General features: G+C 74.4%; 11 protein-coding genes and 1 tRNA gene. 1 reads left to right on the top strand and 11 read right to left on the bottom strand.

The genetic code is table 11. The annotated features are described in order from the left end of the window. Positions 1-359 precede the first annotated feature (359 nt). The 5 genes from pth to ACI79A_RS07540 all read right to left on the bottom strand — a co-directional run bounded on the left by pth (position 360) and on the right by ACI79A_RS07540 (position 4,607). A complete protein-coding gene (gene pth / locus ACI79A_RS07560; protein WP_457081592.1) occupies positions 360-923 on the bottom strand; it encodes an aminoacyl-tRNA hydrolase in 564 nt (187 codons plus the stop codon). A gap of 93 nt (positions 924-1,016) precedes the next feature. Further along, on the bottom strand, positions 1,017-1,688 hold the full coding sequence (locus ACI79A_RS07555; RefSeq protein ID WP_457081590.1) for a 50S ribosomal protein L25/general stress protein Ctc: 672 nt from the start codon (positions 1,686-1,688) through the stop codon (positions 1,017-1,019). 289 nt (positions 1,689-1,977) lie between these two features. Then, a complete protein-coding gene (locus tag ACI79A_RS07550) occupies positions 1,978-2,958 on the bottom strand; it encodes a ribose-phosphate diphosphokinase (RefSeq protein WP_457081588.1) in 981 nt (326 codons plus the stop codon). A 10-nt stretch (positions 2,959-2,968) separates the two neighbouring features. Then, the gene (gene glmU, locus ACI79A_RS07545; protein ID WP_457081586.1) at positions 2,969-4,498 is read right to left on the bottom strand and encodes a bifunctional UDP-N-acetylglucosamine diphosphorylase/glucosamine-1-phosphate N-acetyltransferase GlmU; all 1,530 of its coding nucleotides are present in this window, start codon (positions 4,496-4,498) and stop codon (positions 2,969-2,971) included. Between the two features lie 33 nt (positions 4,499-4,531). Beyond that, positions 4,532-4,607: transfer RNA gene (locus ACI79A_RS07540), tRNA-Gln, on the bottom strand. 169 nt (positions 4,608-4,776) lie between these two features. Here ACI79A_RS07540 and ACI79A_RS07535 point away from each other — a divergent pair. Beyond that, a complete protein-coding gene (locus tag ACI79A_RS07535) occupies positions 4,777-5,448 on the top strand; it encodes a TetR/AcrR family transcriptional regulator (protein ID WP_457081584.1) in 672 nt (223 codons plus the stop codon). Between the two features lie 73 nt (positions 5,449-5,521). Here the strand turns inward: ACI79A_RS07535 and ACI79A_RS07530 are convergent, their stop codons facing one another. From ACI79A_RS07530 to metG, 6 genes are all read right to left on the bottom strand, one after another. Next, entirely contained in the window at positions 5,522-6,490 is a 969-nt protein-coding gene (locus ACI79A_RS07530) for a 4-(cytidine 5'-diphospho)-2-C-methyl-D-erythritol kinase (protein ID WP_457081582.1), read from the bottom strand. Positions 6,491-6,522: 32 nt separating this feature from the next. After that, positions 6,523-7,431 (bottom strand): 16S rRNA (adenine(1518)-N(6)/adenine(1519)-N(6))-dimethyltransferase RsmA, encoded by a 909-nt coding sequence (gene rsmA, locus ACI79A_RS07525; protein WP_457081580.1) that lies wholly within the window; start codon positions 7,429-7,431, stop codon positions 6,523-6,525. Further along, positions 7,398-8,495 (bottom strand): ubiquitin-like domain-containing protein, encoded by a 1,098-nt coding sequence (locus ACI79A_RS07520; RefSeq protein WP_457081578.1) that lies wholly within the window; start codon positions 8,493-8,495, stop codon positions 7,398-7,400. Before ACI79A_RS07520 ends, rsmA begins: the two co-directional genes overlap by 34 nt. 341 nt (positions 8,496-8,836) lie before the next feature. After that, positions 8,837-9,679 carry a hypothetical protein gene (locus ACI79A_RS07515; protein WP_457081576.1) on the bottom strand — a complete coding sequence of 281 codons (843 nt, stop codon included), beginning with the start codon at positions 9,677-9,679 and terminating at the stop codon, positions 8,837-8,839. A gap of 102 nt (positions 9,680-9,781) precedes the next feature. Further along, on the bottom strand, positions 9,782-10,651 hold the full coding sequence (locus tag ACI79A_RS07510) for a TatD family hydrolase (RefSeq protein WP_457081574.1): 870 nt from the start codon (positions 10,649-10,651) through the stop codon (positions 9,782-9,784). Beyond that, entirely contained in the window at positions 10,648-12,471 is a 1,824-nt protein-coding gene (gene metG, locus ACI79A_RS07505; RefSeq protein ID WP_457081572.1) for a methionine--tRNA ligase, read from the bottom strand. Before metG ends, ACI79A_RS07510 begins: the two co-directional genes overlap by 4 nt. Positions 12,472-12,485: the final 14 nt, after the last annotated feature.

The raw sequence follows: 12,485 nt of genomic DNA, 5'->3' as shown, positions 1-12,485 counted from the left end.
CCCGGCCTCATCGGCCCGGGCGCCGCTCGCCCCAGGGGTGAGTGCGGCCACAGCGGCCACCGTGAGGGTTCCTGCCAGCGCGTAGAGCGCCGTGGACAGGAACCGGCGGCGGGGCATCCCCGGCCGACGACATGTCCCCTCCGCCGGATCACCGAGACGGCAGCGCGGGCTGGTGTGCACGACCATCGCGTTGCCCCCTCGTCCGACGAAGGCCTCCCCGGACCGGACCTCCCCCCGGGACACTCACACCCCGTGACGACGCCGACCACCGGCGATGGGGAAGTTCACCCGTCAGGGACCGTGCTGGTGCGGCAGTTCACCCGACCGGGCTCCGGCCGCGACCGGGACGGACGGACTGGTCAGCCGCGGGGGTGCACCACGTTCTGCGCGGCCTCCAGGCCGCGCTCCAGGAGCAGCTCGGTGGCGTCGGCGGCCTCCGCGATCAGCAGGTCCAGCGTCTTGCGCTCGGTGGCGGAGAAGTCCTTGAGCACGAAGTCGGCGGGGTCCTGGCGCCCGGGCGGGCGACCGATGCCGACGCGCACGCGCAGGTAGTCCTTGGTTCCGGTGGAGCGGGTGATCGAGCGCAGCCCGTTGTGCCCGCCCTCTCCCCCACCGCGCTTGAGCCGCACCACCTCGAAGTCGAGGTCCAGCTCGTCGTGCACGACGACGAGGTCGGTGGCGGGGAGGTGGTGGTAGTCCAGCAGCCCGCGCACCGGACCGCCGGACTCGTTCATGTAGGTGAGCGGCTGGGCGAGGACGACCCGGCGGCCGGCCAGGCGCCCCTCACCGGACAGCGCCCGGGCGCGCGGCCCCTTGCCGGCCGACAGCTTCACCCCGGCCCGGGCGGCCAGCTCGGCCAGCACCATCGCGCCGACGTTGTGCCGGTTGCCCGCGTAGCCGGGGCCGGGGTTGCCCAGGCCCACGACGAGGAAGGGCCCCTCGGAGACGGGAGACGCCGCAGGGGCGCCGGCAGCGCCGGCGCCCCTGCGGGTCGTGCTCTCGGTCAGCGGATCGCCTCAGTCGTCGCTGGACTTCTCGGCGGAGTCCATCGACTCACCGCTGCCCTGGTCCAGCGGCTCGGGGACGATGTCGCCCTCGGGGGCGTCGGTCGCGTCGGTGCCCAGGTCGGCCTCGAGCTCGGCCGCCGACGGCGCGCCCAGGAAGCCGATGACCAGCGCCTCCGGGTCGGTGATCAGCGTCGCGCCGGCCGGCAGGGTGAGGTCGGCGGCGGTGATGTTCTCCCCCGCGCCCCGGCCGGTGATGTCCACCTCGATCGACTCGGGCAGGTTCGTCGCGTCGGCCTCGAGGGAGACGGCGTTCAGCTGGTGGTTGCTGATCGCGTCGGGGGCCGCCTGGCCGGTGATGAGGACCGGCACGTCGACGGTGACCTTCTCGCCCCGGCGGACGACCACGAGGTCGACGTGCTCGTGCACGCGGGTCAGCGGGTCGCGCTGCACGGCCTTGATGAGCACGAGCTGGTCCTTGCCGTCCAGGGTGACGGTGATCAGCGCGTTGGTGCCGCCGTTGCGCAGCACCGCGGCGAACTCGAGGGCCGGCACGGACAGGTGGACGACGTCCTGGCCGTGTCCGTACATGACGGCGGGGACGCGGCCGGCCCGGCGGGTGCGGCGGGCGCTGCCCTTGCCGAACTCGGTGCGGGGCTCGGCGACGAGGCGGAAGTCAGCCACGGTGGTGTGCTCCTAGATCAGTGGTCGGGGGCCGGCGCTCGGCGCGCAGCACACCGTGAGGAGCACACGCACGTCGATCACGGAGTCGGACGAACCGCTCCCTCGCCGGGCAACGGGAGCGAGATTACACGAGCCCCGCCACGAGCCCGCGGGTCGGGGACGAGCGGAGTGACCAGCCGAGAGCGCCCGGACCGCCCGCCCCGGAGGGTTCCTGCCGCCGCCGCGGGCAACGGCTCAACGGCCGTCGGGGACGGCCGTTGGCCGCGGTGTCGTCCGGTAGGACGACAGATCAGCTGGCTCCCCCGAAGAGGCTGGTCACCGAGCCGTCCTCGAAGACCTCCCTGATCGCCCGGCCGAGCAGCGGGGCGATGGAGAGCACGGTGAGCTTGTCGAACTGGCGGGCCGGCTCGATCGGCAGCGTGTTGGTGACGATCACCTCGCTGACCCGGCTGTTCTTGAGCCGGTCGACGGCCGGGCCGGAGAGCACGCCGTGGGTCGCGGCGATGATCACGTCGGCGGCACCGGCCTCGAAGAGCGTCTCGGCGGCCTTGGCGATGGTGCCGCCGGTGTCGATCATGTCGTCGACCAGGATGCAGACCCGGCCCTCGACCTCACCGACGACGCGGTTGGCGACGACCTCGTTCGGCCGGGTGACGTCGCGGGTCTTGTGGATGAAGGCGAGCGGGGTGCCGCCGAGCTTGTCGCTCCACCGCTCGGAGACGCGGACCCGCCCGGAGTCCGGGGAGACGACGGTGAGGTCGCAGTGCCCCCACTTGCGCTTGACCTCCTCGATGAGGAGGTCCATGGCGAACAGGTGGTCGACCGGCCCGTCGAAGAAGCCCTGGATCTGCGCGGTGTGCAGGTCGACGGTCATCAGCCGGTCGGCGCCGGCGGTCTTGAACATGTCGGCGACCAGCCGGGCGGAGATGGGCTCGCGACCGCGGTGCTTCTTGTCCTGCCGGGCGTAGGGGAAGAACGGCGCGACGACGGTGATCCGCTTGGCCGAGGCGCGCTTGAGCGCGTCGACCATGATCAGCTGCTCCATGAGCCAGGTGTTGATCGGCGCCGTGTGGCTCTGCACCACGAAGGCGTCGCACCCGCGCACCGACTCCTCGAAGCGCACGAACAGCTCGCCGTTGGCGAACTCGTAGGCCGCGGTCGGGGTCGCGGTGACGCCCAGGTGCCCGGCGATCTCGTCGGTCAGCTCCGGGTACGCGCGCCCGGAGAAGAGCATCAGGCTCTTGTTGGTGGTCTGCCGGATGGCGCTCATTGCCCCGCCCCTACTGGTCGGCCCCCGAGCCAGCGGACGGGGTGGTGCCCTCGTCCGTGATCGGGATCGGTCCTGCGCCCGCCGCGTCCGCGGCCGGTGCTGCTGATCGCTGCGCCGCTTCCGCGGCCTGCGCCGCGGGGGATCCCGGACGCCTGCGACTCACCCAGCCTGCCACATTCCGCTGAGTGGCCCGGGCCACGCCCATGGCGCCCGGGGGGACGTCGCCGGTGATCACGGAGCCGGCGGCGGTGTAGGCCCCGTCGCCGACGGTGACCGGCGCCACGAGCATGGTGTCGGAGCCGATCCGGACGTGGTCGCCCACGGTGGTGTGGTGCTTGGCCACGCCGTCGTAGTTGACGAACACGGTGGCGGCCCCGATGTTGGTGCCCTCGCCTATCGTCGCGTCGCCCACGTAGGACAGGTGCGGCACCTTCGATCCCGCGCCGAGCTGGACGTTCTTCGTCTCGACGTAGGCCCCCACCTTGGCCTTGCGGGCCAGCCGCGAGCCCGGGCGGAGGTAGCTGAACGGCCCGACGGAGGCCTCCGGGCCGATCTCGGCCAGGTGGACGTGCGACCTGACCACGGAGGCGCCCTCCCCCACCTCGGTGTCGACGAGGGTGGTGTCCGGGCCGACGACCGCGCCGGCGGCGACGGTGGTGGCCCCCAGCAGCTGGGTGCCGGGGTGCAGCACGGCCTCGGCGGCGACCTCGACGGTGACGTCGACCCACGTGGTCAGCGGGTCGACGACGACGACACCGGCCCGCATCAACCGGTCGAGCACCCGGTCGTTGAGCGTGCGGCGGCGGGCGGCCAGCTCCCGCTGGTCGTTGCAGCCCAGGGTGTCGTCCGGGTCGTCGGCCCGGTGCCCGCCGACCGGCCGCCCGTCGGCGACGAGCAGGCCGAGCACGTCGGTGAGGTACTGCTCGCCCTGCTGGTTGGCCGAGCCCACCCGGGACAGCGCCTCCCGGACGGCGGCGGCGTCACCGACGTAGACCCCGGCGTTGACCTCGGTGATGGCCCGCTGCGCGGCGTCGGCGTCCTTCTCCTCGACGATGGCGCGCACCGCGCCGTCGTCGTCCCGGACGATCCGCCCGAGGCCGGTCGGGTCGTCGACCTCGGCGGTGAGCACGGTGAGGACGGCGCCCGCGGCGGAGTGCGCGGCGACCAGCCCGCTGAGCGTCTCCGGGCGCACCAGCGGGGCGTCGCCGTTGAGGATGACCACCGAGCCGGTGAGCCCGGGCAGCGCGTCGAGGGCGACGGCGGCGGCGTGGCCGGAGCCCCGCTGCTCCTCCTGCACGACCGGCCGGGCCAGCGGCGCGGTCCGCGCGAGGTGTTCCTCGACGGCCTCGCGCCCGGAGCCGACGACGACGACCGTCTGCGTCGCGCCCAGCGGCTCGGCCGCGGCGAGGACGTGCCCGAGCAGGCTGCGCCCGCCGATCTCGTGCAGCACCTTGGGCGTGCGCGAGCGCATCCGGGTGCCCTGCCCGGCGGCGAGGACGATGACGGCGCCGACGGCGGCACGGGGGTCGGACGGGCTCACGGGTCTCCTCGGCAGGGGTGCGGGGGTGTGCGCTGGCTGGGGGACTCGGACTCGAACCGAGACTTCCCGGCTCCAAAGGCCGGCGGGCTGCCGATTACCCCATCCCCCATCCGCGCGGAGGTCCGCGCGGGTGGCGCGGCCGGCGGTCGCGAGCGACCGGGGCCGTCCTGAGCGTAGGGCCGCGCCCCGATCGGGGCATCCACCACCGCCCGGCGTCCGCCGCGCGACGCGGACCGGGTGACCGCCCCGGCCGGCGCCTCCCGGGGCACCATGGGGCGATGAGCACCCCGGGGCCGGCGGCCGGCAGCGCACCCTCCGGCGGCGGCACGGGCCGTGCCCGGGTGCGGATGACCGGCGCCCAGCGGCGCAGGCAACTGCTCGACGTGGGCCGTGAGCTGTTCGCCGAGCGCGGCTACGAGGCCACCTCGATCGAGGAGATCGCGGCGCGCGCCGACGTCTCCAAGCCCGTGGTCTACGAGCACTTCGGCGGCAAGGAGGGCCTCTACGCGGTCGTCGTCGACCGGGAGATGCAGCAGCTGCTGGACCGCTTCACCTCCGCCCTGTCGATCAGCGGGCACCCGCGGGAGCTGACCGAGCGGGCCGCGTTGGTGCTGCTGGACTACATCGAGGAGCAGACCGACGGCTTCCGGGTGCTGGTCCGCGACTCCCCGGTGGCCGGCACCCAGGGCGGCTTCTCCTCGCTGATCAGCGAGGTCGCCAGCAAGGTGGAGCACATCCTGGGCGAGAACTTCGCGCTGCGCGGCTACGACCCGGGGCTGGCCGAGCTCTACAGCCAGGCGCTGGTCGGGATGGTCGCGCTCACCGGGCAGTGGTGGCTGGACACCCGCTCACCGGACAAGCGTGAGGTGGCCGCCCACCTGGTCAACCTCGCCTACAACGGGTTGTCCCACCTGGACCCGGAACCGAGGCTCGTCGACCGCCGCCGCTGAAGGACCCCCTCCTCCCGGCCCTCCTGCAGGGGCCCGCCGCGAGCTCGCGAGCGGTGGCGGGCAGGAGGGTCCTTCAACCGACCAGGCGCGCTCCGGGGACCGGCCCGTGCACCGCGCGGACCGTCCGGAACACGCCGGCGCCGGCCAGCTGCGCGGCCAGCGCGACGGCGGCGTCGGAGTCCTCGGCGAGCGCGGCGACGGTCGGGCCGGAGCCGCTGACCAGGGCGGCGCGGGCGCCGGCCTCGGTGGCCGCGCGGAGCGCCCGGCCGAGCCCGGGCCGCAGCCGCAGCGCCGGGGCCTGCAGGTCGTTGCCGAGCACCGCGGCCAGCGCCGACGGTGGTCCGCTCCGGAGGGCGGCGATGACCGGCTCGGTGCCGGCCCCGGCCTCGCCGTCCGGTACGGCGCCGGCCGCCCGCATGTCGTCGAGCTCCCGGAAGACCGTCGGCGTGGACAGGCCCTCGCCGGCGATGCCGAGCACCCAGTCCCACCGGCGACGGGCCAGCACCGGGGACAGCTGCTCCCCCCGCCCGGTGCCCAGCGCGACGCCGCCGAGCAGGCTGAAGGGGACGTCGCTGCCCAGCTCGGCGGCGAGCCGGGTCAGGTCGCCGCGGGTCGCGTGGGTGCCCCAGAGCGCGTCCAGGGCCACCAGCGCGGCGGCGGCGTCGGCGCTGCCCCCGGCCAGCCCGGCCGCGGCCGGGATCGACTTGTCGATCTCCAGGTGGGCGTCGGGCCGCACCCCGGCGTGCCGGGCCAGCAGCTCCGCCGCCTGCCACACCAGGTTGCCCCGGTCGGTCGGCACGGTGCCGGCTCCGTGGCCGGTCTCGCTGCCCTCCCCGCGCAGGCTCAGCGACAGCCCGTCGCCGGGGCGCACGGTGACGGTGTCGAACAGGGAGACGGCCAGGAACACCGTCTCCAGCTCGTGGAAGCCGTCGGGCCGCAGCGGCCCGACCCCCAGGTGCACGTTGATCTTGGCCGGCGCACGGGCGCTCACCGCACCGTTGCCGGCGAGCCGGCCGGGCCCACCGGCGGTCGCGTTGCTCACCGGAGCACCCTGCCCGTCGTCGCCGGCATCCGCTACCCGCCCACCGGGTCGGTCGCGGCGAGCCGGGCGAACTGCTCGACGGAGAGCTGCTCACCCCGGGTGGTGGGGTCGATGCCGGCGGCGCGCAGCCGCTGCTCGGCCAGGGCCGGGCTGCCCGCCCAGCGGGCCAGCGCCGCACGCAGGCCCTTGCGCCGGGTGGCGAACGCGGCGTCGACGACGGCGAAGGTGGCGGCCCGGTCACCGGACGGGTGCGGGCGGCGGGTCAGCGCCACCAGCCCGGAGTCGACGTTGGGCACCGGCCAGAAGACCGGCCGGGGGACGTTGCCGGCCCGGCGGACGTCGGCGTACCAGGCGGCCTTCACGCTGGGCACCCCGTAGGCGGGGCTGCCGGGCCCCGCGGCGAGCCGGTCGGCGACCTCGGCCTGCACCAGGATCAGCGCGCTGCGCAGCGAGGGCAGCAGCTCCAGCAGGTGCAGCAGCACCGGCACGGCGACGTTGTACGGCAGGTTGGCGACCAGGGCCGTCGGCGGCGGGCCGGGCAGCTCGGTGACCCGCAGCGCGTCGGCGGTGACCACGGTGAGGCGCCCGGCCAGCCCGGGCAGCCGGTCGGCCACCGTGTGCGGGAGCTGGTCGGCCAGCCGGGGGTCGATCTCCACGGCGGTGACGTGCGCGCAGGCGCCGAGCAGCCCCAGGGTCAGCGAGCCGAGTCCGGGGCCGACCTCCAGGACGACGTCGTCGGGCGCGAGGTCGGCCGTGCGCACGATCCGCCGGATCGTGTTGGCGTCGTGCAGGAAGTTCTGCCCGAGGGTCTTGGTGGGGCGCAGGTCGAGCTGCTGGGCCAGCTCGCGGATCGCGGCCGGGCCCAGCAGCCCGCCGGGCTGCTCCGGGATGCTGCTCAGCGTCCGACTCAGCCGAACAGGCGGGACCCGCAGTGCGGCCACTGACCGGCACCGGATCGCGCGTAGAGCATCTGGGCCCGCATCGTCTGCTCCTCGGCGGAGGCGGCGGCCGGGTCACCGGAGCCACCGACGGCGGCCCAGGTGCTCGTCGAGAACTGGTACATGCCGCGGTACTTGCCGGTGCCGCTGACCGCGTCGGCCCGGCCACCGGACTCGCAGTTGGCCAGCGCGGCCCAGTTCAGCCCGTCGGCGGTCGCCGGGACGGCGCCGGCGGGCCGGGGCTTGGTGCCGACGGTGACCAGCTGGTCGACCGGGGCCTTGGTGACGGCGGTGGACAGCTGCTCGCGGCCGGTCTCGACGCCGTCGGTGACGGTGACGCGCCAGGTGACGGTCCGCTCGCCGGGGACGCCCTCCTGGGTGACCGTCTTCTGCCCGGTGACGACGTCCGGGTCCGGGGTCTCCACGGTGGCGAACTCGACCGGCTGGACCTCGACGACCTCGGCGACCTGGACCCGGGTCACCTGCAGCACCATGGCGTCCAGCAGCGGCTGGTCGGGGTAGAGCGAGATCCGGTCGGTCGCCGACAGGGCGATCCCCTGCTCGGCGAGCAGGTCGCCGGCGGTGGCGGCGGTCGTGGTGAGCGTCCGGTGCTGCCCGTCGGCGATGAGGGTGATGTCCTTGCTGGTGCTGATCGCCAGGTCCATGCCGTTCAGCGGCACCCGCTCGCTGCGGGACGCGGAGAGGACCAGGTCGTCCCCGCGCAGGCCCAGCTCCTGCAGGGCGCCGTCGACCGAGAGAGCCGTGGTGAGCACCTCGCTGCGCACGCCGTCGACCGTCAGCGTCAGCGGGCGGGCCCGGTTGAGCACGACGGTGTCCCCGTCGTGCACCACCGAGTCTGCGGTGGGCAGGACCACGTCGTGGGCGGCCGGCGTCAACCCCTCGTCGGCGAGCACCTCACCGGCGGTGCCGGCGTAGGTGCTGATCTCCCGCGACTGGCCGTCGATGGTGAGGGTCACCGACTTCTGGGCGAGGTAGAAGGCGGCGGAGCCGCCGACCAGGCCCAGCAGGACCAGGGCGAACAGGCTGACTCGGAGCGATCGGCGCACAACACATCCAGGTTCACAGGACCCGGGCAGGGGAACCGGGCAGCAGGCGGTGGGCTCCACCGGAGAGGTGGCGCCCGGGACCATGCGGACCCGTCGTCGTCGTGGTCCCGGCTCTCCCGGGGCGGTGGACGACCACCTGGGCGTTCCCCACCCCGGCTGTCGGTCACGACACGATAACGAACGGGCTCGCTGACACAACCGTGCCGGAACAGCAGATCACCGTGTCGACACGTCGCTTCGCAGGCACGCCGACACGGGGCGTGAGACTGGACGGCGTGTCCGCGCGTCGTCCATCGGTCAGTGGCGTGGGCAACCGCACACGGGTGCGCAGCCGCTGGCCCTCAGGTCAGCGCCGGGGAGCGCTGCTGGACCGGCCGCAGCCAGGTGATCAGGAAACCGGCCACCGCCAGCCCGGCCACCAGGGTGGAGAAGCCGCCGGCCACCAGCGCCACCGGCACCAGCCCACCGGCGTCGGAGGTGACCCGCTCGTCGAGGTCGATGGCCGCCCGCAGCAGCAGCCCGCCCGCCGGGAGCAGCGCGAGCACGCTGGCCGCCGCGACCACCAGGTGCGCCGTCCAGGTGCGCTGCGCCTCGTCGACCGGCACGTCGGCGCCCTCGGCGGGCAGCGACCGCAGCAGCACCCGCAGCAGCGCGACCTCGGCCAGCACCCAGCCGGTCAGCGGCGCGACCAGGGCCGCCACCAGCACCGGCTCCGGGAGGTCCTCGCGCAGCAGCAGGGCGATCGCCACCTCCCCGGCGACGGCGCCGCGCATCGTCCACAGCAGCCAGGGGGAGATCTGGTCCGACCGGCGCGGCCGGCGGGCCGGCGAGGCGACGGCCCAGCGCGGGCGGGGCCGGGTGGCCTCGGCCAGCAGCACGCCGGCCAGCAGCCCGGCCGCCAGCAACGGCACCCAGAGGAACACCGAGGCCTCGGCGAGCAGCACCACCGAGACGATGACCCCGGCGATGCCGAGCAGCAGGCCCAGCCGGCGCAGCCGCCGGCCGTGCGCGGCCTGCCGCTGCAGCTCCGTCGCCGTCCCCGCGCTCACCGGGACGAAGGCCACGGCGGCAGCGGCCACGGCCCGACGGCCGGCAGCGTGCGCCCACGCCCGGACGAGCAGCGCAGCGGGTGCCATCAGGGCGATGAACAGCACGACGGCGATGAGGCGGCCCACCTTGCCCATTGTCGTCCTTCCGGACGACACCGCCACCACGCGCATCGCGGTGCTCCGCACCGCACCGCGGCCAGGTGTCGTTCCCGGTGCGCGCGGAGCCGCTTCGGGTCCTCAGTCCCAGGCGCCGAAGACGCGCTCCGCGGTGGCGGTGAGGGCACCGCACAGCTGCTCGAGGTCGGTGCCGGTGACCTCGGCCAGCGCCCGCACCGTGTGCGGCACCAGCCGGGCCGCGTTGGGCCGGCCACGCAGCGGTGCCGGGGTGAGGAACGGGGCGTCGGTCTCCACCAGCAGCTGGTCCAGCGGGGTCAGCGCCGCGGCCTCCCGCAGGTACCCGGCGCTGCCGAAGGTGAGGGTGCCGGCGAAGGAGAGCACGTAGCCCCGGTCGATGCACTGCCGGGCGAACGCGGCGTCGCCGGAGAAGCAGTGCAGCACCGTGTGCTCGGGTGCGCCCTCCTCCTCCAGCACGCGCAGCACGTGCTCGTGCGCGTCGCGGTCGTGGATGACCAGGGCGGCGCCGTGCCGCTTGGCGATGTCGATGTGCGCCCGGAACGACGCCTCCTGGGCCGCCCAGCCGTCCTCGCCGGTGCGGTAGCGGTCCAGCCCGGTCTCCCCCACCGCCCGCACCCGCGGCTGCGCCGCCAGCCGGTCGATCTCGGCCAGCGCCGCCTCGGTGGCCGCACCGGCCCCGGCGTCGTTGGGGTGCAGCGCGACCGCGGCCAGCACGTTCGGGTGCCGGGCGGCCAGCTCGGCCGACCAGCGCGAGGACTCGACGTCCACGCCGACCTGCACCAGCCTCGGGACGCCGACGGCCACGGCCGCCGCGACCGCCTCGTCGACCTCCGCGTCGGTGGGCGCCCGGTCGTCACCGCCGACGGCGATGTCGAAGTGGGTGTGGCTGTCGACCGCCGGCGCCGGCAGCGGTTCCGGGGACGGCGGCGGCTCACCCCGGCGGTTGGCCCGGGACGCGGCCGAGCGGCTCATGCCTCGCCGTTCCCCGTGCCGCCCTGGCCGCCCTCCTCGAGCCGCCGGAGCTCGTCGGCGACGATCGAGTCGTCGAGCTTGGTGAACACCGGCTTCGGCGGGGCCAGCGGGGTGCCCGACGGCGGCAGCGGCGTGGACGCCCAGACCGCCTGACCGGCTGCGTAGTCCCCGGTGATGACCGGGTACGGCGAGCCGTCGTCGAGGTCCTCGGTCTCCACCACGCTCGGCGCGACCGACCAGGGGCCGGTGCCGCCGAGCAGCTCGTGCACCTGCTGCGCGGAGTGCGGGAGGAACGGCGTCAGCAACGCGTTGCAGTCCTTGATCGCCTGCAGCGCGGTGTGCAGCACGGTGTCCCGGCGGGCCGGGTCCTCCTTGAGCTTCCACGGCGCCTGGTCCGAGAGGTACTTGTTCGCCTCGCCGACGACCCGCATGGCCTCGGTGGCCGCCGCCTTCTGCCGGTTGCGCCCCAGCAGCTCGCCCACCGGTGCGAAGGCGCCGGAGGTGGTGGCCAGCAGCGCCCGGTCGGCGTCGGTCAGCTCACCGGGCGTGGGGACGGCGCCGACGTTCTTGGCGGCCATCGACACCGTGCGGTTGACCAGGTTGCCCCAGCCGGCGACCAGCTCGTCGTTGTTGCGGCGCAGGAACTCCGCCCAGGTGAAGTCGGTGTCCTGGTTCTCCGGCCCGGCCACCGCGATGAAGTACCGCAGGGCGTCGGCGTCGTAGCGGGACAGGAAGTCGCGCACGTAGATGACCACGTTGCGCGAGGAGGAGAACTTGCGCCCCTCCATGGTGAGGAACTCGCTGGAGACCACCTCGGTGGGCAGGTTCAGCGCACCGTAGGAACCCGGCGTCCCGCCCTTGTCGCCGGCGCCGTTGTACCCGAGCAGCTGGGCCGGCCAGATCTCGGAGTGGAAGACGATGTTGTCCTTGCCCATGAAGTAGTAGGCATCGGCGTCCGGCGACTGCCACCACTGCCGCCACGCCTCCGGGTCGCCGGAACGGCGGGCCCACTCGATGGACGCCGACAGGTAGCCGACCACGGCGTCGAACCACACGTAGATCCGCTTGTCGTTGCGGTCGCGCCAGCCGTCCAGCGGCACCGGCACACCCCAGTCGATGTCCCGGGTGTAGCTGCGCGGCTTGAGGTCCTCCAGCAGGTTGACGCTGAAGTTGAGCACGTTGGGCCGCCAGCTCCTGCGGGTGGCCAGCCAGTCGCCGAGTGCGCGGGTGAACGCCGGCAGGTCGAGGAAGTAGTGCTCGCTCTCGACGAACTTCGGCGTCTCACCGTTGATCCGGCTCACCGGGTTGACCAGGTCGGTCGGGTCGAGCTGGTTGCCGCAGTTGTCGCACTGGTCGCCGCGGGCGCCGTCGTAGCCGCAGATCGGGCAGGTGCCCTCGATGTAGCGGTCGGGCAGGGTGCGCCCGGTCGACGGGCTGATCGCGCCCAGCGTCGTCTGCGGGAAGACGTAGCCGTTCTTCAGCAGGCCCAGGAAGATCTCCTGGCTCACCGCGCGGTGGTTGGCCGTCGTCGTCCGGGTGAAGAGGTCGTAGCTCAGCCCGAGGCTCGCCAGGTCGTTCACGATCACCCGGTTGTTGCGGTCGGCGATCTCCCGGGGGGTGATGCCCTCGGCGTCGGCGGCGACGGTGATCGGCGTCCCGTGCTCGTCGGTGCCGCTGACCATCAGCACCTGGTCACCGGTCATCCGGTGGTACCGGCTGAACACGTCGGAGGGGACGCCGAACCCGGAGACGTGGCCGATGTGCCGTGGGCCGTTGGCGTAGGGCCACGCGACGGCGGTGAGGATGTGCCGATCAGTCACGGCACGAGGGTACG

The organism is Modestobacter sp. SYSU DS0657, assembly GCF_054050925.1.
Note: the sequence above shows the minus strand (reverse complement) of the source record. Positions and strands in the feature narration are given on the sequence as shown.

What these genes read in the sequence shown, in the direction of transcription:
- ACI79A_RS07550 (WP_457081588.1), bottom strand. Translation starts at nt 2,958, where the DNA reads ATGAGCGCCATCCGGCAGACCACCAACAAGAGCCTGATGCTCTTCTCC.
- ACI79A_RS07535 (WP_457081584.1), top strand. Translation starts at nt 4,777, where the DNA reads ATGAGCACCCCGGGGCCGGCGGCCGGCAGCGCACCCTCCGGCGGCGGC.
- ACI79A_RS07515 (WP_457081576.1), bottom strand. Translation starts at nt 9,679, where the DNA reads ATGGGCAAGGTGGGCCGCCTCATCGCCGTCGTGCTGTTCATCGCCCTG.
- ACI79A_RS07510 (WP_457081574.1), bottom strand. Translation starts at nt 10,651, where the DNA reads ATGAGCCGCTCGGCCGCGTCCCGGGCCAACCGCCGGGGTGAGCCGCCG.